Raw genomic sequence first — 23,246 nt, 5'->3', positions numbered from 1 at the left:
CAAACAGATGAATATGATGTCAGAAGCAGCAGTCGAGAAAGCGCTGGACAAGAAAATGAACGACATTTCCTACAAGATGATCGGCAAGGACGTTTCGGTCTATTACGGCGACAAGCGCGCCCTCTACGACGTCAACCTGAACGTCCGCGAGAACACCGTCACCGCCCTCATCGGCCCTTCGGGCTGCGGCAAGTCGACGTTCCTGCGCACGCTGAACCGTATGAACGACACGATCGAGGGCTGCCGCGTCACCGGCCGCATCACGCTCGACACCGATGACATCTACGATCCGTCGATCGACGTCGTCGAACTGCGCGCCCGTGTCGGCATGGTCTTCCAGAAGCCGAACCCGTTCCCGAAGTCGATCTACGAGAACGTCGCCTACGGCCCGCGCATCCACGGCCTTGCCAAGGCGAAGGCCGACATGGACATCATCGTCGAACAGAGCCTGCAGAAGGCCGGTCTCTGGAACGAGGTGAAGGACCGCCTGATGGAAGGCGGCACCGGCCTTTCCGGCGGTCAGCAGCAGCGCCTGTGCATCGCACGTGCCGTCGCGGTCAGCCCGGAAGTCATCCTAATGGACGAGCCCTGCTCGGCGCTCGATCCGATCGCGACGGCCAAGGTCGAGGAACTGATCCATGAGCTGCGCGCCAATTTCACGATCGTCATCGTGACGCATTCGATGCAGCAGGCGGCCCGCGTTTCGCAGCGAACCGCCATGTTCCACCTCGGCAACCTCGTCGAGGAGAACGACACCGACAAGATGTTCACCAACCCGGATGACCAGCGCACGCAGGACTACATCATGGGCCGCTTCGGCTGACGCTATCGTTGCTGAACACCCTGAAAAATCGAGCGCATTAAGGACAGAACCATGTCATCGACCCACATCATGTCGATTTACGACGAAGAACTGAAGTACCTATCCCGCCGCATCTCCGAAATGGGTGGCACGGCCGAGCAGATGGTGGCGGATTCCGTCCGCGCGCTCGTCACCACCGATGGTGCGCTGGCGCAGAAGGTGATCTCGGAAGACATCATCCTCGACACGGCCGAGCGCCAGATCAACGAGAAGGCGATCGTCACCATCGCCAAGCGCCAGCCGATGGCGGCGGACCTGCGCGAGATCATGGGCGCGATCCGCATCGCGGCCGAGCTGGAGCGCGTCGGCGACCTCGGCAAGAACACCGCCAAGCGCGTCATCGCCGTGCAGAGCTCGGGCATGCCCCGCAAGCTCACCCGCGGCCTGGAGCACCTCGCCGAACTGACGCTGATACAGCTCAAGGAGGTGCTCGACGTCTACGCCGTCCGCTCGGTCGAAAAGGCCAAGGCCATCCGCGAGCGCGACGACGAGATCGACGCGATCTACACCTCGCTGTTCCGCGAACTCCTCACCTACATGATGGAAGATCCGCGCAACATCACGCCCTGCACCCACCTGCTGTTCTGCGCCAAGAACATCGAGCGCATCGGCGATCATGCGACGAACATCGCGGAAACCATCTACTACATGGCGACCGGCTCGCAGCCCGAGGGCGAACGCCCGAAGGACGACACCTCGACGTCAGTGGTCACTGCCGACGTCACCGAAGCGTCCGAATAAGGAGTTCTGCCTCCATGGTGCCCAGAATCGCCGTCGTGGAAGACGAGGAGGCGCTGAGCGTGCTCCTGCGCTACAACCTTGAAGCCGAAGGTTTCGAGGTCGATACGATCCTCTCCGGGGACGAGGCCGAAGTGCGTTTGCAGGAGCGCATGCCGGACCTCCTCATCCTCGACTGGATGCTGCCGGGCGTTTCGGGCATCGAACTGTGCCGGCGGTTGCGCCAACGGCCGGAGACCGAGCGCCTGCCGATCATCATGCTGACGGCGCGCGGCGAGGAGAGCGAGCGCGTGCGCGGGCTCGCCACCGGTGCCGACGACTACGTGGTCAAACCGTTCTCGACACCGGAACTCGTCGCCCGCGTGCGCGCCATGCTGCGCCGGGCGAAGCCGGAGGTTGTCTCGACCGTGCTGCGCTGCGGCGATATCGAGCTCGACCGCGAGACGCACCGCGTGCATCGCCGCACCCGCGAAGTGCGCCTCGGCCCGACGGAGTTCCGCCTGCTGGAATTCCTGATGACCTCGCCCGGCCGCGTCTTCTCGCGCTCGCAGCTTCTCGATGGCGTCTGGGGGCATGACATCTATGTCGATGAACGCACCGTCGACGTGCATGTCGGGCGCCTGCGCAAGGCACTCAACTTCGCCAACATGCAGGACGTCATCCGCACGGTCCGCGGCGCCGGTTACTCGCTCGAAGCCTGAGCGATCCCTTTCCTCCCAAGGACGAAAATGGGCCCTTCGGGGCCTGTTTGCGTTCGCTGGAGCTGCGCGGCAGCTCACCCTCCCCTTGAGGGGGAGGGTCGGACCGGAGGTCCGGGGTGGGGTGACGGACCTCTCCGCAAGAGACGTCGGTGCGGATGCGGTCACCCCCACCCGCCGCTTTGCGGCGACCTCCCCCTCAAGGGGGAGGTAGGAACATGTCTGGCCTGCCGTCGCGAGCCGGAAACGAAAACGGACCCTTTCGGGTCCGCATCGCATGGGCTGTCGTGGAAAAAATTACCGCATCCGACGCCGCTCGGCCGAGGGCTGGTAGGCGAGGCGCTGGTGGTAGGTGCAGTAGGGCGAGTTGTCCGGGGACTCGTTGCCGCAGAAGTGGAAGTCGTCGTTCAGCGGGTCGCCGATCGGCCATTTGCAGGTCCGCTCGGTGAGCTGGGTCAGCTCCAGCCGGCGCGACATCGGCACGACCACATTGTTGCCGTTGGACGGAACCGGAAGCTGTTCGCGCTGCGTCTCGAAATCCGTCTCGATCTCTTCCTTGGCAATCGCGTTGCCGGTCGGACGTACGACCGAGCGGGCGGTGACGGCGCGTGCCTGGAAGGTCGTCGCGGGGCGCGGGGCGACCGGCGCCGGGCGCTTGGCGCGCGACGCGCTCTGCGTGCCGCCGGCCTTGGCGCGGCCCGGCAGGTTCAGCCGGTGCACCTTGCCGATCACCGCGTTGCGGCTGACGCCGCCGAGCTGTGCCGCGATCTGGCTCGCGCTCAGGCCCTCGCTCCAGAGCTTCTTCAGTCTCTCGACCCGCTCGTCTGTCCAGTTCATCTCTTGTCTCCGCTCGACGCGCGCAATGCGGGAATCCCTCATCGCATTCCGGACGGGTCCGGAACATGAACGCCCTAACTCTTGTGGTGACTAGTTCCGCCGCATGCAGTCTAGTAATTGGTCTTTAACCTAGAGACAGGGGGACTCTGTGACAAGAGTCGGCCGAATCCGCGCGAATCGAATTTGGAGTTTTCCCCAACTTGCTGGTCGGGTGTGACTCGATAGCGACACCTTCCGCGCGTAGCGTGAATCCTCACCTTGCGGGAGGTTCAGCACTATTTCGGGGTGCGATTTGTTGACATCCCGGCCTTAAATGCCGATAGTGCCGCATGCCGCCGAAAGGCGGCTTTTGATTTTTCTGGAGCCTGGAAAAGTCAAGCAGTATTCACGTTTTCCGCATCTCTTTTCGGAGGATCCGCGCCATGGCCGATGCCGCGCCGCTCTATGAAACCTATATGCGTGCGCCCCTGCGGTTCACGCGCGGGGAGGGCGTCTGGCTGATTGCCGAGGATGGCGAGCGATATCTCGATTTCGCCGCCGGCGTCGCCGTCAACTCGCTGGGCCATGCGCATCCCCATCTCGTCGCCGCGCTGAAGGACCAGGCCGACAAGGTCTGGCACCTGTCGAACCTCTATGAGGTTCCGGGCCAGGAGAGCCTCGGCCGGCGCCTGACGGAAGCGACCTTCGCCGACAAGGTGTTCTTCACCAATTCCGGTGCCGAGGCGCTGGAATGCGCGATCAAGACCGCGCGGCGCTATCATTTCGCCAAGGGCCATCCCGGCAAGTTCCACATCATCACCTTCGAAGGCGCCTTCCACGGCCGCACGCTCGCGACCATCGCCGCCGGCGGCCAGGAAAAATACCTCGAAGGTTTCGGCCCCAAGGCGCCCGGCTTCCTCCAGGTCTCCTTCGGCGACATCACCGCCGTCAAGGACGCGATCACCGAGGAGACGGCGGCGATCCTGATCGAGCCGGTGCAGGGCGAGGGCGGCATCCGCCCGGTGCCGAAGGAATTCATGCAGGAGCTGCGCCAGCTCTGCGACGAATACGGCCTGCTGCTGGTCCTCGACGAGGTGCAATCCGGCGTCGGCCGCACCGGCCGGCTCTTCGCCCATGAATGGTCCGGCGTCACGCCGGATATCATGGCCGTCGCCAAGGGCATCGGCGGCGGCTTCCCGCTCGGCGCCTGCCTTGCCACGAACGAAGCGGCCGCCGGCATGGTCGCCGGCACGCACGGCTCCACCTATGGCGGCAACCCGCTCGCCATGGCGGTCGGCAATGCGGTGCTCGACGTCGTGCTGGAGGAGGGCTTCCTGGAGCACGTCCGCGACGTGGCGCTGGTCTTCCGCCAGGGCCTCGCGGCGCTGAAGGATCGTTTCCCCGAGATCATCGAGGATATCCGCGGCGAGGGTCTGATGCTCGGCATCAAGGCAAGGATTCCGACCGCCGAGCTGCTCAAGGCCGTGCGTGCGGAAAAGCTGCTCGCCGTGCCTGCGGGCGACAATGTGCTGCGGCTCTTGCCGCCGCTGACGGTGACCGCCGAAGAAGCGCGCGAGGGGCTTGCGCGCATCGAGCGGGCTGCCGAAAAGCTCACCGCCGCCAAGGCCGCCTGAGCGCTTAAGGGACTGGGACAGACAGGACACATCATGGCCAAGCATTTTCTCGACCTTTCCGCCGTCTCGGAAAGCGATCTTCGCGTCATCATGGATGATGCGCACGCGCGCAAGGCCGCCAGCAAGGCCGGCACGGAAGCCAAGCCCCTTGCCGGCAAGATGCTCGCGATGATCTTCGAGAAACCCTCCACCCGAACCCGCGTCTCCTTCGATGTCGGCATGCGCCAACTCGGCGGCGAGACGCTGTTCCTGTCGGGCACGGAAATGCAGCTCGGCCGCGCCGAGACCATCGGCGATACGGCCAAGGTGCTGTCGCGCTATGTCGACGCCATCATGATCCGCACGACCGACCATAATCGTCTGCTGGAGCTCGCCGAACACGCCACCGTGCCGGTCATCAACGCGCTGACGGACCTCACCCATCCCTGCCAGATCATGGCCGACGTCATGACCTTCGAGGAGCATCGCGGCTCCACGAAGGGCAAGACCTTCGCCTGGACGGGCGACGGCAACAACGTGCTGCATTCCTTCGTCGAGGGGTCTGCCCGCTTCGGCTATAAGATGCGGATGGCCGTGCCGATGGGCTCCGAGCCCGACGACAAGATCCTGAACTGGGCGCGCGACAATGGCGGCAACATCCTGCTCGGCCATGATCCGGACGCCATCGTCGACGGCGTCGACCTGATCGTCACCGACACCTGGGTCTCGATGAACCAGGAACACCGCGCGCGCGGACACAACATCTTCCAGCCCTACCAGGTGAACAAGCAGCTGATGGCGCGGGCGAACGAGAATGCGCTCTTCATGCATTGCCTGCCGGCGCATCGCGGCGAGGAGGTCACCGACGAGGTGATCGACGGCCCGCAGTCGGTGGTCTTCGACGAGGCGGAAAACCGCCTGCATGCGCAGAAATCGATCCTCGCCTGGTGCCTCGGCGCCGTCTGACGCCCGTCTTGAAAAACGCCGCGGGCGGCACGATCTAGGGACCATCACGAAGCGCCGAAGGGCGCTTTCTCTGGCGCTTGCCTGCCCGGTATGGAATGATCGGGCGAGAGCGAGCGCTGAATCACGGTAGAACGCCTGTCGGAAAGCAGGCCGGGCCCATGGCCTCGGCGGCGCCGAAGCGTGCAAGGAGCGGAATGATGATGATGGCGGAGACTGCCCTGAAACTCGGTGAGCCCGGTTTTTCCGGAGACGACCATGTCCTGCCGTTCCAGGTGGAGGGTCTCGACGTGCGCGGCCGCGCCGTGCAGCTCGGCCCCATGCTCGACACCATTCTGGGCCGGCACGATTATCCCGCACCCGTCGCGCGTCTGCTGGCCGAGACAATCACGCTCACCGTCCTGCTCGGCACCTCGCTGAAGTTCGAAGGCAAGCTGATCGTCCAGACCAAGGGCGACGGCCCCGTCGACCTGCTGGTCGCCGATTTCTCCGCGCCGGAGAATGTGCGCGCCTATGCCCGCTTCGACCAGGAAGCGCTCGACGCCGCGATCGCCGAAGGCCGGACCGAGCCGCACGAGCTGCTCGGCAAGGGCATCCTCGCCTTCACCATCGACCAGGGCGCGCATACCCAGCGCTACCAGGGCATCGTGCCTCTCGACGGCCACACGCTGGAAGAGATCGCCGGCGTCTATTTCCGCCAGTCGGAACAGATCCCGACCAAGGTGCGCCTCGGTGTCGCCGAGCTGTTCGATCGCGATCAGGATGGCAAGGCACGCCACCGCTGGCGTGCCGGCGGCATGGTCGCGCAGTTTCTGCCGCAGGCGCCGGAGCGCATGCGCCAGCCCGATCTTCCGGGCGGCGACGGCGACGAGGCCGGCCACAAGATCGCCGACGACGACAACTGGGCGGAAGCCAAGGCGATGGTCGAGACGATCGACGCCGATGAACTGACGGACCCGAATGTCGGCACCGAGCGGCTGCTGTTCCGCCTCTTCCACGAGCGCGGCGTGCGCGTCTACCAGCCGCAGCAGGTCTTCGACCGCTGCTCCTGCTCGCGCGAGAAGCTGAAGGGCGTGCTCGCCGCGCTCGACGCCGAGGAGATCGCGCACACGACGGACGACAAGGGTGAGATCGAAATCACCTGCGAATTCTGCTCGACCACCTACCGCTTCGAGGCGGCGGAAGTTTTGCCGCAGTAAAGAGCCCGCGTCCTCAGTTGAGGACGCGCGGCTGCCCCGGTGTATCCAGTGAAAACGCGGGAATGGCGACGTCGAAGGCGTCGCCGTTTTCTGTTTCCATGCGGTAGCGGCCGAACATGATGCCCGACGGGGTTTCGAGCGGGCAGCCGGAGGAATATTCGTAGGTATCGCCAGGGCGCAGCACCGGCTGCTCGCCGATGACGCCGGGCCCGTTGACCTCGTCCACCTGGCCGTTCTGGTCGGTGATGTGCCAGTAGCGCGTCATCAGCCTGACGACGACATCGGAATGGTTTGCGATGACCACCCGGTAACCCCACACATAACGGCTGTCGTCGGGATCGGACTGATCGGCCAGGTAGTACGGCTCGACAGTCACTTCGATGTCGCGGGTAAGCGCACGATACATGGGCAAGCCTTGAACTGATTAGCTCCTGCTATTCTACAGGAATATGGTTTCGTCAAGAATAAGCAAAGAAAGCACCGGCTTTGGCCGGTGCTTTCGCATTGTCCGTTTCGCAATGTCGAGGATCAGGCGTTGATCTTCGCAAGGGCGCGCGCAAAATCCTCGATCAGGTCTTCGCTGTCCTCGATGCCGGCCGACAGGCGCACCGTGCCGGGAGAAATGCCGAGTTCGGCACGCGCCTCGTCCGTCAGGTTCTTGTGCGTGGTCGTGCCCGGATGGGTGATCAGGCTCTTCGCATCGCCGAGATTGTTGGAGATCTTGACCACCTCCAGCGCATCCTGCAGCGCGAAGGCCGCCTCCTTGCCGCCCTTCAGCTCGAAGCAAACCAGCGTCGAGCCCCCGGTCATCTGCTTGGCAATGATATCGGCCTGCGGATGGTCCTTGCGGCCCGGATAGATCACCTGGGCGACCTTATTGCTGTCGGCGAGGAAATCGGCGATGCGGCTCGCATTCTCCGTCTGCTGCTTGACGCGCAACGGAAGGGTCTCGATGCCCTTCAGCAGCGTCCAGGCATTGAACGGCGACATGGCCGGGCCGGTATGGCGGAAATAGTCGTGCAGGTTCTCGTCGATCCACGCTTTGTCCGAAAGCACCACGCCGCCGAGGCAGCGGCCCTGGCCGTCGATATGCTTGGTGGCGGAATAGACGACGACATGCGCGCCGAGTTCGAGCGGCTTCTGGAAGAGCGGCGTCGCGAAGACGTTGTCGACGACGACCTTGGCGCCGATCTGGTTGGCAAGTTTCGCGACACCGGCAATGTCGATCACTTCCAGCGTCGGGTTGGTCGGGCTTTCGAGGAAGAACACCTTGGTGTTCTTCTGGATCGCCTTTTCCCAGTTGGAAAGGTCACGGCCGTCGATCAGCGTGCACGCGATGCCGTATTTCGGCGCGAGCGTCTCGACCACCCAGCGGCAGGAACCGAACAGCGCGCGGGCGGCGACGATATGATCGCCGGCCTTCAACTGGCAGAGGATCGCAGCCGTGACGGCCGCCATGCCGGACGCGGTGGCGCGCGCGTCCTCGGCACCTTCCAGCAGGCACATGCGCTTTTCGAACATGTCGTTGGTCGGGCTGCCGTAGCGGGCGTAGATGAAGCCGTCCGTCTCGCCCTTGAAGCGGGCTTCGGCGGCCGCGGACGTGTCATAGACGAACCCTTGCGTGAGGAAGATTGCCTCTGCGGTTTCGCCGTGCTGGGAGCGGGTGGTTCCGCCGTGAACGAGTTGGGTGGCTGCGCGCCAGGACTTGCTCATGTGATCTTCGCCTTCAAACAAAAAAACCGGCCGCAAAAGCAGGCCGGTTTTGAACCCGGCCTTTTTAGCTACTTGTTTTACGTGGCTGCAAGCCGGCCGGCCAAATCACCACGGGATAACTTTGCTAATACTGCGCGCCCGCGCTTGCGTCAATTGCCGGCATTTGGTTTTGTGCGGCCTTCTGACGGGACTTTATGATGATGGGTGGCTCTGCGGTGCGCAGCACAGGTATTCTGGCGGACAACGCCATTCGTGGCTTGTTCGACGGCGGCCGGCTGAAAAGCGAGGCCCCGCTCGACGACGACCAGATCCAGCCGGCAAGCCTCGACCTGCGCCTCGGCGCGCGGGCTTTCCGTGTGCGCGCAAGTTTCCTGCCGGGCCCGGCCCATCTCGTCGCCGACAAGCTCGACCGGCTGCAACTGCACGTCATCGATCTCTCGGTCGGCGCGGTGCTGGAAACCGGCTGCGTCTACATCGTGCCGCTGATGGAAAGCCTCGACCTGCCGGCGGAACTCGCCGCCTCCGCCAACCCGAAAAGCTCCACCGGCCGCCTCGACATCTTCACCCGCGTCATCACCGATCGCGCGCAGGAATTCGACAAGATCCCGGCCGGCTATTCCGGCCCGCTCTATCTCGAAATCTCGCCGCGCACCTTCCCGATCGTCGTGCGCCGCGGCTCGCGCCTGTCGCAGATCCGCTTCCGCAAGGGCAATGCCCTGCTCGGCGAAAGCGAGCTGCTGGCGCTGCATGGCAGCGATACGCTGGTGGCGAGCGACACGCCGAACGTTTCCGGCGGCGGCATCGCGCTGTCGATCGACCTCAAGGGCACCGGTCCGGAAGGCCTCATCGGCTATCGCGGCAAACACCACACCTCCGTCGTCGATGTCGACCGGAAGAACCAGCACGATATCTTCGATTTCTGGGAGCCGCTGTTCAGCCGCGGCCGCAACGAACTGATCCTCGATCCGGACGAGTTCTACATCCTCGTCTCGCGCGAGGCCGTGCACGTGCCGCCGCTCTATGCCGCCGAGATGACGCCCTTCGACCCGCTCGTCGGCGAATTCCGCGTGCACTATGCCGGTTTCTTCGATCCCGGCTTCGGCCATGCGCCCGCCGGCGGCTCCGGCAGCCGCGCCGTGCTGGAGGTGCGCAGCCACGAGGTGCCCTTCATCCTCGAACACGGCCAGATCGTCGGCCGCCTCGTCTACGAGCACATGCTCGATGCGCCCGAAGGCCTCTACGGCTCCGGCCTCGGCTCCAACTATCAGGCGCAGGGCCTGAAACTCTCCAAGCATTTTCGCGCGGGATAATTTTGTAAGTGCGGGGGCTTATGCCCGCCGAGGCGGGCTGATTGCCATACGCGCCGATTGTCCAAAGCTGAGCTGGCGAAGCCTTAAGCCGGCTAAAGAATGAAGTCGCCCTTCGTGAATGTGATCGCGGCGTCGAACCGGACGGAAAAATCGGCCTTGCCGTCGCCGTTCACGTCACCAAACACATATGTGTCGCCGGCCTTGGTCTCATAACGCAGCTCGCCCGCCTTCTTGTGGAAAGCCTGGGTGCCGATGAAGACGAAGGCCTGGTCGCCGGCGGATTTCGTGCTCGCATCGATGGCCTTCAGGTCGATCCTGTCGCCTTCCTTTGCCGAAAAGTCGCCGATCGTATCGCGCCCGGCGGCAGCGACCGTCGAATCCTTGATGGACTTGAAGACGAACGTATCGGCGCCGGCACCACCCTTCAGCCTGTCGGCGCCTGCGCTACCCGTCAGCGTATCCTTGCCCGCGCCGCCATAGAGCCAGTCGTTCCCGGCCCGGCCGTCGATCCTGTCATTGCCGGCCAGCCCATGGATCGTGTCCGCGAGCTTCGAGCCGCGCAACACATCCGCCTTTGCCGAGGGTTTTATATAGGCCGGGTCGCCGTCATGGGTGCCGACCAGCCGGTCGAGATCCCGGTCGGGCGAGGCAAAGGGGATGAAACCGTCTTCCAGCACCATCTTGTTGAAGTCGGCGACCCGCTTGCTGCCGTTGATGTAGTCGACGACGAAGACCGGTATGCCCTTGTCGAGAAAATCCCGCTTCAGGGTGGCGATGGTCTCCTCGTCCGGGCGCAGCGGATTGTTCTCGTCCGCATCGCCGCGAAAGTACAGGTCCTCCACCGCAATGCCGCCGATGGCATCGAGATAGGCCTTCTTGCGCGCGGTGTCGGAGCCGAGGTCGTCGAGAATCCAGGCGCCGTTCTGCGGGATCACGAAGAAATCCGGGTTGCTCTCGCGTGCATGCGCGGTCAGGTCCACGATGAAATCGACCATGCGCTGCGCCGCCTGCTTCACGGTCCTCGGATCGCCCGCCTGCTTGTCCTTCGCGGAAACCTCCGCGCCCCAGAAGTAATAGCCGTCGACGATATCGAGATAGGCCGCGTCAAAACCCGCCTTGACGATGGCATCGACTTCGCCGGTCTTCTGGTCGTTGAAGATGATCGTCTGCCAGTCGGAATCCCAGTAGCGGACCTTTCGGCTCTCCGGCCAGTCGGGATTGACCGGCCCCAGCCAGTCCGGCGCTTCGCCGGTCAACCGTCCGGTCGCCGTGCCGGTCGTCGTCCAGTCCTTGTCCCAATAGTTGCGGAAGTCCGAGGCTTCGCCGATCGAGGTATAGGAGACGACGACGGAGCGCCCGCCCATGCCGTCCTTCATGCGCGTAATTTCGTCCCGGGAAAACCGGCCGGCATCGGTTCCGTCCCGCGAGGCGTCGATCACCAGCAGGTCGTGGGTGGCCGAGGCGATGAGGGTCGGATCGAGGGCGTTGCCGTTCAGCCCTTGCAGCTCATAGCCCCAATTCTTGACCGAGACGGTGCCGGTGGAGGTGGTGAACTGGATCATAGGTTGTTTTGGCTCCGAACGAATCGATGAAATCCGGACGTCAATCTAGTATAGCCCACCGGGCATGTCGCGCGCTTGACACGCCGGGCGAACTGTTGAATGACTGCGCCGTCGCGCTGCCTTGCGGGTATGATGTAATGGTAGCCTGTCAGCTTCCCAAGCTGAACGCGCGGGTTCGATTCCCGCTACCCGCTCCAGCTGCCCGACATCCTCTTTCTTACCCGGCTTCCACCTTTGTCTCCGTCTGCGCCGGGCGGTGGGCTGTCTTGTTCCAGAAGAACGGGTCGTTGCAGAGTTCCCTGACCGCGCGCCAGGCGGCAAACGAAAGGAACAGCCAGTAGAGCGGCGTCAGCACCCAGCGCCAGCCCACGGCGGCCCGTTCACCGGGCGCCATTCCGCCCCGCCCGAGGGCGACGAAGATTGCGTAGCTGCCGAAGATGTTGACCATGTCGATGGCGAACATCGTGAGCTCGAACGGCCCGACCGTATAAGCGGACTGGAAGAACAGCGACCAGGTGATCATGCCGATATAGGCGATGATGAGCGGATGGGCGAGCGACGAGAGGATGAGCCCGCCGATCAGCACCTGGAAGACGAAGCTCGGCCAGAGGCCCATATCCTGCACCAGCCGCGAGGGGCGGCGCATCAGCACCAGCCAGGTTTGCAGCCAGCCCTTGAACCAGCGCGTGCGCTGGCCGAGCCAGGCATCCCGCCCGCTCGGCGCCTCCTCGTAGGTTGGCCGGGTGATCGTGCCGCAGCGATAGCCGAGGCGGTAGAGCCTGAGGCCCAGGTCGGCATCCTCGGTGACATTGTACGGGTCCCACCCGCCCACCTGCTGAAGCACGCGCGTGCGAAAATGGTTGGACGTGCCGCCGAGCGGCATGGGCAGGCGGGCGGTCGCGAGCCGTGGCAGCAGCACCCGGAACAGCCCGGCGTATTCGAGCGCGAAGAGGGCGCTGAGCCAGCTTTCCCGCACATTGGTGATGACGAGCGGCGCCTGCAGACAGGCGACGTCGCGAGGACCGCTCTCGAAGGTGCGCCAAGCCTCCTCGAGCTGGAGCGGATCGATCCGGTCCTCCGCGTCGTAGATCACCAGATATTCGCCGCGCGCGGCACCCAGCGCATAGGAGAGCGCCTTGGGCTTGGTGCGCGGCCGGCCGGGCGGCACCGCGACCACCTCGTATTGCCGGCCGAGCGGCATGGCGGCCAGCGCGTCGAGCGTCTCCTGGTCGTCGGCCTCGCAGATCAGCTTGATATCGAGACAGGCGACCGGCCACTCGATCTTGTTCAGGGTCGCGACGAGTTGCGGCACGACGGCCGCTTCCCGGTAGAGCGCGACGAAGACGGAATAGACCGGGCGCGGCCGGGCAGGCGGGCGGGCCAGTGCACGCCCCTCCTGCCGCTTTTTGGCGAGCAGTGCGACAAGGCGGACGAGGAAGGTGGCGAAGAAAAGCAGGGTCGTCGCGATGTGCAGGAGCATCAGCGCGAGCGTCGGCGCGGCAATGGCGAGCGAGAGCAGGAGCGCCAACACGATGCCGGTGTAAAAACCTTGCCGTCCCCAAAGCGTGATGCGGGCGCTCGCCTCCGGCATCGTGGCGAAAAGCTGGTCCACCGTATCGCGCACCCGCCGATTGCAGCCGGCCTGCCAGAGTGCGGCCCGCAAGGCCGAGGGCGTGGTCGCGGCCATCATCGTGCGCAGGGCAGGCGCCTGGGCAAGCCGCTCGGTGAGATAACCCAGCCGTTCGGCGCTTGGCACGATCGCCGTGGTCGGCGCGCGAGCGGGATGGCGAAGCCGCACGACGGTGGGCTCCACGAGTTGCGTATCCACGCTGGGAAGGTCTTCGAGCTGAGACGGGTCGATCCGGGTGAGAAACGGAAGGTGCAGGATTTCGGCAAGCGCCTCGTAATAGATCTCTTCCGAGACCGCGCCGCTCGCCAGCAATTCCGATTCCAGCGTCGTGCCATGCTGGCTGGCGCGCACCAGCATGGTCGAGATCAGCGTCTTCGACAGGCCGAGCCGACGGAAGAGCCGGGCTTCCGTCATCAGGCGCGGTGGGATGTGTTCCTCGCAGGGTGGGCCGCATGGCGCCGGCAGAATGCCGATTGCGGTGGCGAAAGCGATATCGTCAGGATATTCTGCCAGTCGCATGCAGCTATCGCTCCCGTTTATCGGTTCTACCCTTTTTTAACTCTAAGTTGATTATAATGAGACATAGCGAAATTTCACCCCTCAAAATCTATAGGCTTCTTGCGCTTTGCCTGTTGATGGCGGTGATGACGCCGCGGGTCGCTGCGGCGCAGGAGCGCTCGGCGGTCGACCTGCCGATCCTGTTCGACACGCGCGAGCGCATCGCGCGGCCGGATCTGTCGGGTATCGTGCGCCTGCGGTTTCTGACGACGGTCGATTTTCCGCCGTTCAACTTCATCGACCAGACCGGCAAGCTCGCCGGCTTCCATGTCGATCTGGTGCGCGAGGTCTGCCGGGAGCTGGCGCTGACGGAGAAGTGCCAGATCCAGGCGGTGACCTTCCCGGAGCTGGAAAAGGCGCTGGTCGACGGCAATGGCGAGGCGGTCGCCGCGGGCGTGGCGGTCACCGCTGATCTGCGCAAGCGTTTCCTCTTCTCGCGCCCCTTCATGCGCCTGCCGGCCCGGTTTGCCGTGACGAAGAAGGCGCCGCCGGCCGGCGAGACGGCGGCGTTCCTGGATGGCAAGCGGGTGGGGGTCGTTGCGGCAAGCGCGCACGAGGCCATGCTGAAGGCATTTTTCCCGCGCCTGAAAGCCGAAGTGTTTCCCGATCGCACAGCGCTGCTCGCAAGTCTCAAGGACGGCAAGGTGGACGCGGTCTTCGGCGACGGCATGCAACTCGCCTTCTGGACGAACGGTACGGAATCCGCCGGCTGCTGCCGCCTGTTCGATGGGCCTTACGTGTCGGAACAGTTCCTCGGCGAAGGCCTGACGATCATGTTCCGCAAGGAGGACACGGCGATCGCCGGCGCCATCGACCACGCGCTTCTGGCGCTGTCGCGCAACGGTCGTTTGCAGGAAATCTACCTGCGCTATTTCCCGGTCAATCTCTATGGTGGCTAAGGAGCAATTCCAGCAAAAGTGTACAGCGGTTTTGCGTCGGGAATTGCGGAGACACTCTAAGGACCCTCGCCCTATTGGCTCGCCCAGATGATGCGGGCGATCCAGTCTACCTCGTCCATATCAAAATTGCGGTTTGGGTGCTCGGGATTGAGCGAGACGAGCTCGATCGTGCGCGGGCTCTGGCGGTGCAGCACCTTGGCCATGACCTCGCCTTCGCGGGTCTTCACCACGACGCGGTCGCCGCGACGCACCTGCGCGCCCGGCTCGACGATCAGCACGTCGCCGTCGCGATAGAGCGGCATCATGCTGTCGCCCTGCACCTCCAGCGCATAGACGCCGGCCTTGCGTTCAGGCCCGGCGGGGAATTCGACCACGTCCCAGCCCTGGCCGGCGGGAAAGCCGCCATCGTCGAAAAAGCCGCCGGCGCCCGCCTGCGCGAAACCGAGCAGCGGAATGGTTCCGGTCTGCGGCGGAAAGGCGCCCTGCGGCAGGGCGATATCACGCGCGATGTCGGAGATCGTGAAGAACTCGTCGATCGAGGCGCCGGTCGCGTCGAGCACCTTGGCGATCGATTCCGTGGAGGGCCAGCGCTGGCGGCCGTCCACGCCCTGTCGCTTCGATTTGTTGAAGGACGTCGGATCGAGCCCGGCGCGGCGGGCAAGGCCGGACGGGGAGAGCCGGTTGCGCTCGGCGAGGGCGTCGATTGCCGCCCAGATCCGGTCGTGGGAGAACATATTGAGAAACCCTGCCAAGGCGACGGACCGGCACGCGCCGGTCCGATTGCCCAGAAGCATAGCGAAGGACGGTTTCCGAGTAAAGAAAAAAGGATTATTTTCCTGTGTCGTTTCCGGACGGATTTTCGGCCGCCCGCCGCCGCGCCACCACGCTTTCGCGCCAGATGGTGAAGATGCCCGCGCCGACCACGATCACCGAGCCGACCACCATGTTGAGGTTCAGCGTTTCGCCGAAGACGCTGACGCCGACGATCGCCGCCAGCACGACCTGGAGATAGGTGAGGGGTTGCACGGCGGCCGCATCGAGCAGGTCATAGGCGCGGATCAGGAAATAGTGGCTCGACATGCCGGTGATGCAGACGATCCCCATCCAGACCCAGTCGAGGGGCGCAAGGTTGGTCCAGTAGAACGGGCCGACGAGCGAGATCGCCACCGCGCCGGCGACGCCGATATAGAAGAAGCTGGTCGAGGCGCTGTCGTCGCGACTGACGAGCCGGGTCGCGATGACATAGATCGCAAACATCAGCGCGGAGAGGAGCGGCAGCAACACGCTGAGATCGAAGGTGCTGCCGCCCGGCTTCACGATGATCAGCACGCCGCAAAGGCCGATGCCGATCGCCGTCCAGCGCCGCCAGCCGACGCGCTCGCCGAGCAGCGGCATCGAGAGCAGCGCGACGAAGATCGGCCCCGAGGCCAGGATCGCCTGCGAGTGGGCGAGGCCGACCGTGGTGAAGGCGGTGATGGTGACGACGATCTGGAAGGCGAGGATGGCGCCGCGCATGATCTGCAGGATCGGCCGTTTCGTTGCCGCCGCCGCCCGCAATCCGCCCGGGCTGCGCGCGCCGAGCACGATCGCGAAGGCGGCAAACGCCCAGAACCGCATCATGGCGATGAAAACCGGCGGATAGACGCTGCCGAGATGTTTCGAGATGGCATCCTGCAGGCTGAAGATCAAGATCGCGAGCAGGGTGAAGACGTAGCCTAGTCGTTTGGAGTCCATGGTTTCCGCGCATATACCCGTCCCGCCCCGCTTGCACGCTGAAACTTGGCGTCCGGGCGGATTTTTCTTGGGCGGTCGCGAAAGGCGGCGTGACGGGGTGGGAAAAATTTCCTCCCCCGTGATTTTCAGCCACTTTCGCCGGAACGAACGGCAGGCTATCAAGGAAAAACGCGGCTTCGTCGCGCTTTCGAGGTCCTTTCCGTGCACAAGACGGTCACTTCCGGCATTTTGCTGACGTCCTTCGCCTATTTCCTGTTTTCCGTGCAGGATGCGTCGGTCAAATGGCTCGTCGCGGCGCTGCCGGTCTGGCAGATCCTTTTCGTGCGCAGCGTCACGATCTTCGCGCTCTGTCTTGCCTGGGGCGGGCGGCCGCTTCTGCGCAGCGCGCGCCATTCGCCGGTGCTGATGCCGCTCTTCCTGCGCAACCTGCTGCTTCTCGCCGCCTGGCTCTCCTACTACACCGCCGCGCGCGATCTCGGGCTCGCCGAGTTGACGACGCTCTATTATGCCTCGCCGATCGTCATGACGATCCTCTCGGTGCCGATCCTCGGCGAGAAGGTGCCGGGCTATCGCTGGCTCGCGGTGGCGACCGGCTTCGTCGGCGTGGTCATTGCCTGCGGGGTGGCGGTCAAGGGTCTCGAATTGTCACTGCCCGTCTATCTGGCCTTGCAGGCCGCCGTCTTCTGGGCGATCGCGACGGTGCTGTTGCGCAAGACCGCATTGCAAGAGCGCACCCCAGTGCAGATGACCATATCGAGCGGCTTCTTCGTGCTCTATACGGCCGTCGCCATGCCCTTCGTCTGGCTGCCGATCTCGGCGACCGATCTCGCGCTGATGGCGGGAACGGGCGTGGTGGCCGGCATCGGCCAGTTCGCGATGTTCGAAGGCATGCGCCGGGCGCCGGTCTCCGTGCTCGCGCCCTTCGAATATTCCTCGCTCGTCTGGGCCTTCGGGCTCGGCTATCTCATCTGGAGCGACGTGCCCGGCTCGAACGTCTTCGCCGGCGCCGTGCTGATCATTTCGGCAGGCATGATCATCATTGCCAGCGAACGGTTCGCCGGTCGGTTCCGGGCACGGGTTTGAGCCGTTAAGTGGCGAAACGACCAAAAGAATCCCCGTATTCTTGGCTCCGGTCGGTTGCAAGCCGGTGCCATAACGATATTGTCGCCGCGAATAAACGGCTCTAACCGGGGGTGGAATGCCGATTTCGAACGCCGCATTCGTGCGCTCGACCGTTATCCTGCTGATTGCAGGCATGATCGCGCTGCTCGGCATCGTGGGCACGTCGCTGTGGCTTGTCAGCAAGGTGCAGACCTATTTCGCTGAACTGGTGGAGGTGCGCGAGGTGCGTAGCGCCGCCGCAGATTTGTTGTCCACGCTCAAGGACGCCGAAACGGGCCAGCGCGGCTTCGTCATTACCGGCGAGGCGAGTTTCCGCGAGCCCTATGACAACGCGTTGAAAGGCGTGGCGGAACGCCAGCAGGCTTTCGCTGAAAAGGTCGCCGGCTTCCCCGACTATGCCGAGCGCCTGTCCGAGATCCAACGTCTTGTCACCGACAAGCTCGCGGAACTCGCGGAGACCGTGGCGGCTGTCGAGGACGGGCAGTCGGCGAGCGCTGTCGCACAGGTCAAGACCGATCGCGGCCGGTTGCTGATGGATGAGCTTCGCGATCAGCTTGGCGCCATCATGGCCGATGCCGATCTCCGCTTGCAGGAGGGCGTGCTCGATACGCTGTGGTCGGCCGGCGCGCTACGATGGACGACGGTGATCGGCGCGATCACCATCATCGGCGTCATGGGCGGTGCGGCCCTGGTCGTCGCGCAATATACCCGTGACATCGTCGTCGCCCGGCGTGAGGTCGAGACGCTGAACGCCACGCTGGAAAGGCGCGTCGACGAGCGCACGGAGGAGCTGATCCGGGCGAACCAGGAGGTCCAGCGCTTCGCCTATATCGTCACGCACGACCTGCGCGCGCCGCTCGTCAACATCATGGGCTTCACCAGTGAGCTCCAGGCCTCGCTGTCCTCCATCCAGAACTACGTGCTCGCCGACGGCAAGTCGCCGAGCGAGGCCGACATCCTCGAAGCCCGCCGCGCGGCGTCCGAAGATCTGCCGGAGGCGATCGGCTTCATCCGCTCCTCCACCAAGAAGATGGACGGGCTGATCAACGCGATCCTGAAGATCTCGCGCGACGGGCGAAGGGAACTTAAGGTCGAGCGGGTTGACCTGAAGGCACTCGCCGAGGCGGGGGCGGCCGCGGTCAACCACCAGGTCGGCGAAGCCGACGGCGAGGTCGTCGTCGCCGACAACCTGCCGACGCTGACCTCCGACCGGCTATCACTGGAACAGGTGTTCGGCAACCTGTTCGACAATGCCATCAAGTACCGCACGCCCGACAAGCCGCTCAGGATTTCCATCAGCGCTCGCAATGCCGGCCGCGCTGGTTTCGTCATCGAATTTACCGATAACGGCCGCGGCATCGCGCCGGAAGATCACGAGCGGGTCTTCGAACTCTTCCGTCGCTCCGGCGCCCAGGATAAACCCGGCGAGGGCATCGGCCTTGCGCATGTGCGTTCACTGATGCGCAATCTCGGCGGTGATATCGTCATTCGATCGGAACTCGGGCAGGGGACGACCTTCGTGCTGCGTCTGCCGCCCGATCTCAGTAAATTGGTCAGGAGTATGCAGGGATGAACGGATTGGGCAAGGAAGTCACCATTGTCATGATCGAGGACGATGAGGGGCATGCGCGCCTCATCGAGAAGAACATTCGCCGTGCCGGCGTGCACAACGAGGTCGTGCCTTTCCTCAATGGCACGGAAGCGCTCGATTTCGTGCTCGGCAAGGACCGCTCCGGCCTCGCCAGCGCCGGCCGTTTCCTGCTGATCCTGCTCGACCTCAACCTGCCGGACATGTCGGGCATCGATATTCTCCAGAAGATCAAGACCAACCCCCACACCAAGCGCCTGCCGGTCGTCATCCTGACGACGACGGACGACGAGCGGGAAATCCAGCGCTGCTACGATCTCGGCGCCAATGTCTACATCACCAAGCCGGTCGAATATGAGAGCTTTGCGCACGCGATCCGCCAGCTCGGCCTGTTCTTCTCGGTCATCCAGATACCCGAGACGCAGTAAATGAAGGAAGGCCCCGTCCGCATCCTCTATATCGACGACGATCCGATCCTCGCGCGGCTCGTCCAGCGTGCGCTCGGCCGTCTCGGCTACGAGGTGCTGCATGCGGAGGACCTGGAGCGCGGCCGCGAACTGCTGGCCGAAGGCGACGTCGATGCCGTCGTGCTCGATCACTTCCTGAAGGCGGGCACGGGCCTGTCCTTCCTGAAGGAATTCGCCGATGCGCCGGGCGCGGTGCCGGTCCTCTATGTGACGGGCTCGAACGACGCCCAGGTCGCCGTCGAGGCGCTGAAGGCGGGGGCCGCCGACTATGTCATCAAGTCGGTCGGCGACGATTTCATCCCGCTGCTGGCCAATGCGCTCGGCCAGGCGTTGGAAAATGCCGAGCTGAAGCGGGCGAAACTCAAGGCGGAGCTGGAAATCCGGCGCGCCAAGGAACGCGCCGAGGTGCTGCTCGCCGAGGTCAACCACCGCGTCGGCAATTCGCTGGCGCTCGCCGCAGCCCTTATCCGGCTACAGATGTCGAGCGCCTCCGACGAGGCGGTCCGCCAAGCGCTTTCCGAGACACAGGCCCGCATCACCGCCATCGCCGGCATCCACCGCCGTCTCTATACGTCGGAAGACGTGCGCAATGTCGACATGGGCGCCTATCTTTCGACGCTGCTGTCCGAACTCGACACCTCGATGCAGGGCCAGGGCCGCAATGTGCGCCTCAACCGCACGCTGGAGCCGTTGCACGTACCGACCGACCGCGCCGTCTCGCTCGGCGTCATCGTCACGGAACTCGTCACCAACGCCTTCAAATATGCCTATGGCGAAACGGGCGGCGAGGTGCGCGTCGGCTTCACCCGCCTCGATTCCGAAAACGCGCTGCTCTTCGTCGAGGACGACGGCATCGGCTGGCGCGGCGAAGGCCCGGTGCGCGGCACCGGCCTCGGCACGAAGATCATCGGCGCCATGGCGTCCAGCCTCGGCGCCAAGCTCGCCTATGCCGCCCGCCCGGTCGGCACGCGGGCGGAACTGCTGGTGCAGATGGCCGAGGCCCCGCGCCCGGCGTGAAACCCTGACCCTGCACGGCAAAAGACCCGGATGCAGGGAACATCCGGGCCTTCGGGGAGGTCAGTGGGGCAACGCTTACTTGCAGATCTTGATCTTCTTGACGACCAGGTTGCCGTAGTAGTCGTAGGAATGGATCTTCTTGACGAAGCAATGCGGCTGGTAGCCGTAGCTGTAGTAGCCGGCCTGCGACGGGGCGGCGAAGGAAACGGCGGCGACGATTGCGACGGTGGCGGAAACGATGATCTTGCGCATGGGGTCTCTCCTGATTGGTTGGGCCTGATCTCTGTGATGGATGAGCCTCTCTCATCCAGTGACCAGACTTTCCCACATCGCCCCGCCGCCCGCTGTTCCGCGCGGAACAGGGACCGAAAATGCGCTTTGCGACGGAGAGCACGACACGTCCGTGGTGATCCGGCAGCGACCCGCCGGATCACGCTTTCGATAGACCGCAAGCGACCTCGGCGGTTCAGGCCGCCTTCTTTTCCTGCGGTGCGAAGCGGCCATAGAAGGTCTCGCCCCTGGCGGCCATGTCCTTCAGCAGCGGCGTCGGCTGGAAGTGGCTGCCGTAGCTGGCGGCAAGCTTTTCGCAGAGCGCCACGAAGGCCTTCGCCCCCATGCCGTCGATATAGGACAGCGTGCCGCCGGTATAGGGCGCAAAGCCGAAGCCGAGGATGGAGCCGACATCGGCCTCGCGCGGATCGGTGACGATGCCCTCTTCCATGGTGCGTGCGGCTTCGAGCGCGATGGTGACGAGCAGGCGCTCCTTCAGCACCTTCACATCGACATCCTCCGGCTTCTGTTGCGGATACAGGTCCTTCAGACCCGGCCACAGCTTCTTCTTGGCGGGTTTCGGCGGATAGTCGTAAAAGCCCTTGCCGGCCTTGCGGCCGAGGCGCCCTTCGCCCTCCACCAGCTTGGTCACGAGATCCAGATGACGCGGATCGACGGCCTGTTCGCCGAGATCGGCAATGGCGGCTTTGAAGACCTTGTAGGACAGATCGACGGCCACTTCGTCGTTCAGCGACAGCGGGCCGACCGGCATGCCGGCCATTTTCGCCGCATTCTCGATCATCGCCGCCGGCACGCCTTCGATCAGCATGTCATAGGCCTCGGCCATATAGCGGAAGACGCAGCGGTTGACGTAGAAGCCACGCGTGTCGTTGACGACGATCGGCGTCTTCTTGATGGCCGCGACATAGTCGAGCGCGGTGGCAAGCGCCTTGTCGCCCGTCTCCTTGCCGAGGATGACTTCCACCAGCATCATCTTGTCGACCGGCGAGAAGAAGTGGATGCCGATGAACTGCTCCGGCCGCTTCGAGTTCTTGGCAAGCCCGGTGATCGGCAGCGTCGAGGTGTTGGAAGCGAGGATCGCGTCCTCCTTCAACACAGCCTCGATCTTCTCGGTGACCTCCTTCTTGACGGTGCGATCCTCGAAGACCGCCTCGATGACGAGGTCGGCATCGGCGAGATTGGCATAATCCGGCGTCGGCGTGATGAGGGAGAGCAGCTTCTCGCCGTCCTCCTTCGACATGCGGCCCTTGCCGACGGCGCCGGTGACGAGGCCTTCGGAATGGGCTTTGCCCTTGTCGGCCGCTTCCTGGTCGCGGTCGACGAGCACGACCGGGATGCCGGCAGCCGCCGTCACATAGGCGATCGACGCACCCATGAAGCCGGCGCCGATGACGGCGACCTTCTTGAACTCCGCCTTCGGCACGCCCGCCGGGCGGCGCGCGCCCTTGCCGAGTTCCTGCATGGAAATGAACAGCGACCGGATCATCGAAAACGCTTCGGTCGTCTGGAGGATATGGGTGAAGTAACGCTGCTCGATCTTCAACCCCGTCTCGAAGGGCACTTGCAGGCCCTCATAGACGCATTTGAGAATGGCGAGCGCGCCCGGATAGTTGCCAGCCGTCTCGCGACGCAGGATCGCGGGTGCTGCCGGCCAGAGCTGGGCCGCGGCCGGCGTCCAGATGCCGCCGCCGGGCGCCTTGAAACCCTTCTCGTCCCACGGCTGCACCGGCTTCAGGCCATCCTTGATCATCTGCCTGGCGGCCGGGATCAGCTGGTCGGGCTCGACAACCTGATGCAGGAGGTTCATCGCCTTGGCGCGCGCAGCCGTCAGCGACGATCCGGTCGTCATCATCTGGAGAGCATCCTGCGCATTGGCAAGCCGCGGCACGCGCTGGGTGCCGCCGGCGCCCGGGAAAATGCCGACCTTGACTTCCGGCAGCGCGATCTTGACCGACTTGGCGTTCGAGGCGACGCGGCCATGGCAGGCGAGCGACATCTCGAAGGCGCCGCCCATGCAGGTGCCGTTGATGGCGGAGACCCACGGCTTGCCGCAGGTTTCGAGCTTGCGGAACAGCCAGGTCATGCGGCCCGTCGCTTCGAACAGCTTTTCGACGGCGGTCGCCGGGTGCTTCGCCTGCGCATCCTTCAAGAGATCGAAGCTCGCCTTGATCATGGAAAGATCGGCGCCGCCGGAGAAGGAGGATTTGCCCGATGTGATGACCACGCCCTTGACGCTGCTGTCTGCCACGACCTGATCGACGATCCTGTCCAGCTCGTCCATCACCTCGATGGTGAAGACGTTCATCGACTTGTCGGGCATGTCCCAGGTGACCAGAGCAATGCCGTCGGCGTCGGTCTCGATGGTGAAGTTCGTGTAGCTCATGATGGGATTCCTCTTCCCTGAAATCTATCTGGCCTCACACGCTATCCTCTCCTCCGTCATGGTCGGGCTTGACCCGACCATCC

At 64.3% G+C, this 23,246-nt stretch carries 21 protein-coding genes, 1 tRNA gene and 1 riboswitch; of the genes, 13 read left to right on the top strand and 9 right to left on the bottom strand.

The window, feature by feature from the left end; genetic code table 11:
* Nucleotides 1-7 precede the first annotated feature (7 nt).
* From pstB to phoB, 3 genes are read left to right on the top strand one after another with little or no spacing between them, the layout of a single operon-like run.
* A complete protein-coding gene (gene pstB, locus VGN93_RS04880) occupies nucleotides 8-823 on the top strand; it encodes a phosphate ABC transporter ATP-binding protein PstB (protein WP_319323886.1) in 816 nt (271 codons plus the stop codon).
* Nucleotides 824-874: 51 nt separating this feature from the next.
* Complete coding sequence (gene phoU / locus VGN93_RS04875; protein WP_327506572.1) at nucleotides 875-1,603, top strand: phosphate signaling complex protein PhoU; 729 nt, start codon at nucleotides 875-877, stop codon at nucleotides 1,601-1,603.
* A gap of 14 nt (nucleotides 1,604-1,617) precedes the next feature.
* On the top strand, nucleotides 1,618-2,301 hold the full coding sequence (phoB, locus tag VGN93_RS04870; RefSeq protein ID WP_319323884.1) for a phosphate regulon transcriptional regulator PhoB: 684 nt from the start codon (nucleotides 1,618-1,620) through the stop codon (nucleotides 2,299-2,301).
* Nucleotides 2,302-2,595: 294 nt separating this feature from the next.
* Here phoB and VGN93_RS04865 read toward each other — a convergent pair whose 3' ends face one another.
* On the bottom strand, nucleotides 2,596-3,135 hold the full coding sequence (locus tag VGN93_RS04865; protein ID WP_327506570.1) for a GcrA family cell cycle regulator: 540 nt from the start codon (nucleotides 3,133-3,135) through the stop codon (nucleotides 2,596-2,598).
* 422 nt (nucleotides 3,136-3,557) lie between these two features.
* Here VGN93_RS04865 and VGN93_RS04860 point away from each other — a divergent pair, with 422 nt between their 5' ends.
* The 3 genes from VGN93_RS04860 (at nucleotide 3,558) to VGN93_RS04850 (ending at nucleotide 6,889) form a co-directional block, all read left to right on the top strand.
* Nucleotides 3,558-4,748, top strand: a complete 1,191-nt coding sequence (locus tag VGN93_RS04860) for an aspartate aminotransferase family protein (RefSeq protein ID WP_327506569.1) — start codon at nucleotides 3,558-3,560, stop codon at nucleotides 4,746-4,748.
* A gap of 33 nt (nucleotides 4,749-4,781) precedes the next feature.
* Nucleotides 4,782-5,693: an ornithine carbamoyltransferase gene (gene argF / locus VGN93_RS04855; protein WP_327506568.1), complete on the top strand. Its 912-nt coding sequence runs from the start codon at nucleotides 4,782-4,784 to the stop codon at nucleotides 5,691-5,693.
* A 203-nt stretch (nucleotides 5,694-5,896) separates the two neighbouring features.
* A complete protein-coding gene (locus VGN93_RS04850; RefSeq protein ID WP_327506567.1) occupies nucleotides 5,897-6,889 on the top strand; it encodes an Hsp33 family molecular chaperone in 993 nt (330 codons plus the stop codon).
* 13 nt (nucleotides 6,890-6,902) lie between these two features.
* Here VGN93_RS04850 and apaG read toward each other — a convergent pair whose 3' ends face one another.
* A complete protein-coding gene (gene apaG / locus VGN93_RS04845) occupies nucleotides 6,903-7,295 on the bottom strand; it encodes a Co2+/Mg2+ efflux protein ApaG (protein ID WP_319323879.1) in 393 nt (130 codons plus the stop codon).
* A 122-nt stretch (nucleotides 7,296-7,417) separates the two neighbouring features.
* Nucleotides 7,418-8,602 (bottom strand): O-succinylhomoserine sulfhydrylase, encoded by a 1,185-nt coding sequence (locus VGN93_RS04840; RefSeq protein ID WP_327506565.1) that lies wholly within the window; start codon nucleotides 8,600-8,602, stop codon nucleotides 7,418-7,420.
* Between the two features lie 43 nt (nucleotides 8,603-8,645).
* Nucleotides 8,646-8,724, bottom strand: a riboswitch (SAM riboswitch).
* Nucleotides 8,725-8,802: 78 nt separating this feature from the next.
* Here VGN93_RS04840 and VGN93_RS04835 point away from each other — a divergent pair.
* Entirely contained in the window at nucleotides 8,803-9,912 is a 1,110-nt protein-coding gene (locus VGN93_RS04835; protein WP_327506842.1) for a 2'-deoxycytidine 5'-triphosphate deaminase, read from the top strand.
* A gap of 92 nt (nucleotides 9,913-10,004) precedes the next feature.
* Here the strand turns inward: VGN93_RS04835 and VGN93_RS04830 are convergent, their stop codons facing one another.
* Nucleotides 10,005-11,474, bottom strand: a complete 1,470-nt coding sequence (locus VGN93_RS04830) for an MJ1477/TM1410 family putative glycoside hydrolase (RefSeq protein ID WP_327506564.1) — start codon at nucleotides 11,472-11,474, stop codon at nucleotides 10,005-10,007.
* Nucleotides 11,475-11,597: 123 nt separating this feature from the next.
* Here VGN93_RS04830 and VGN93_RS04825 point away from each other — a divergent pair.
* Nucleotides 11,598-11,671, top strand: a tRNA-Gly gene (locus VGN93_RS04825).
* Between the two features lie 20 nt (nucleotides 11,672-11,691).
* Here VGN93_RS04825 and VGN93_RS04820 read toward each other — a convergent pair.
* Nucleotides 11,692-13,623: a glycosyltransferase family 2 protein gene (locus tag VGN93_RS04820; protein ID WP_327506563.1), complete on the bottom strand. Its 1,932-nt coding sequence runs from the start codon at nucleotides 13,621-13,623 to the stop codon at nucleotides 11,692-11,694.
* A 56-nt stretch (nucleotides 13,624-13,679) separates the two neighbouring features.
* Between VGN93_RS04820 and VGN93_RS04815 the strand changes: the two genes are divergently transcribed.
* Nucleotides 13,680-14,561 carry a transporter substrate-binding domain-containing protein gene (locus tag VGN93_RS04815; protein WP_413818722.1) on the top strand — a complete coding sequence of 294 codons (882 nt, stop codon included), beginning with the start codon at nucleotides 13,680-13,682 and terminating at the stop codon, nucleotides 14,559-14,561.
* A 71-nt stretch (nucleotides 14,562-14,632) separates the two neighbouring features.
* Here the strand turns inward: VGN93_RS04815 and VGN93_RS04810 are convergent, their stop codons facing one another.
* Nucleotides 14,633-15,295, bottom strand: coding sequence for a helix-turn-helix transcriptional regulator (locus tag VGN93_RS04810; protein WP_327506562.1), 663 nt, complete (start codon nucleotides 15,293-15,295; stop codon nucleotides 14,633-14,635).
* Nucleotides 15,296-15,389: 94 nt separating this feature from the next.
* Nucleotides 15,390-16,295, bottom strand: a complete 906-nt coding sequence (locus VGN93_RS04805; RefSeq protein ID WP_327506561.1) for a DMT family transporter — start codon at nucleotides 16,293-16,295, stop codon at nucleotides 15,390-15,392.
* A 201-nt stretch (nucleotides 16,296-16,496) separates the two neighbouring features.
* Here VGN93_RS04805 and VGN93_RS04800 point away from each other — a divergent pair, with 201 nt between their 5' ends.
* The 4 genes from VGN93_RS04800 to VGN93_RS04785 all read left to right on the top strand — a co-directional run bounded on the left by VGN93_RS04800 (nucleotide 16,497) and on the right by VGN93_RS04785 (nucleotide 20,489).
* Nucleotides 16,497-17,378 carry a DMT family transporter gene (locus VGN93_RS04800; RefSeq protein ID WP_327506560.1) on the top strand — a complete coding sequence of 294 codons (882 nt, stop codon included), beginning with the start codon at nucleotides 16,497-16,499 and terminating at the stop codon, nucleotides 17,376-17,378.
* A 115-nt stretch (nucleotides 17,379-17,493) separates the two neighbouring features.
* Complete coding sequence (locus VGN93_RS04795) at nucleotides 17,494-18,990, top strand: sensor histidine kinase (protein WP_327506559.1); 1,497 nt, start codon at nucleotides 17,494-17,496, stop codon at nucleotides 18,988-18,990.
* Nucleotides 18,987-19,433, top strand: a complete 447-nt coding sequence (locus VGN93_RS04790; protein WP_319323871.1) for a response regulator — start codon at nucleotides 18,987-18,989, stop codon at nucleotides 19,431-19,433. Before VGN93_RS04795 ends, VGN93_RS04790 begins: the two co-directional genes overlap by 4 nt.
* Nucleotides 19,434-20,489: a sensor histidine kinase gene (locus VGN93_RS04785; protein WP_327506558.1), complete on the top strand. Its 1,056-nt coding sequence runs from the start codon at nucleotides 19,434-19,436 to the stop codon at nucleotides 20,487-20,489.
* A gap of 75 nt (nucleotides 20,490-20,564) precedes the next feature.
* On the opposite strand, the gene VGN93_RS04780 is transcribed toward VGN93_RS04785, so the two are convergent.
* On the bottom strand, nucleotides 20,565-20,741 hold the full coding sequence (locus tag VGN93_RS04780; protein WP_319323869.1) for a hypothetical protein: 177 nt from the start codon (nucleotides 20,739-20,741) through the stop codon (nucleotides 20,565-20,567).
* 214 nt (nucleotides 20,742-20,955) lie between these two features.
* Nucleotides 20,956-23,166 (bottom strand): FAD-dependent oxidoreductase, encoded by a 2,211-nt coding sequence (locus tag VGN93_RS04775; RefSeq protein ID WP_327506841.1) that lies wholly within the window; start codon nucleotides 23,164-23,166, stop codon nucleotides 20,956-20,958.
* Nucleotides 23,167-23,246: the final 80 nt, after the last annotated feature.

This window comes from Shinella sp., assembly GCF_035998705.1.
Taxonomy (GTDB): Bacteria; Pseudomonadota; Alphaproteobacteria; order Rhizobiales; family Rhizobiaceae; genus Shinella.
This window is presented reverse-complemented; position numbering and strand designations above follow the sequence as displayed.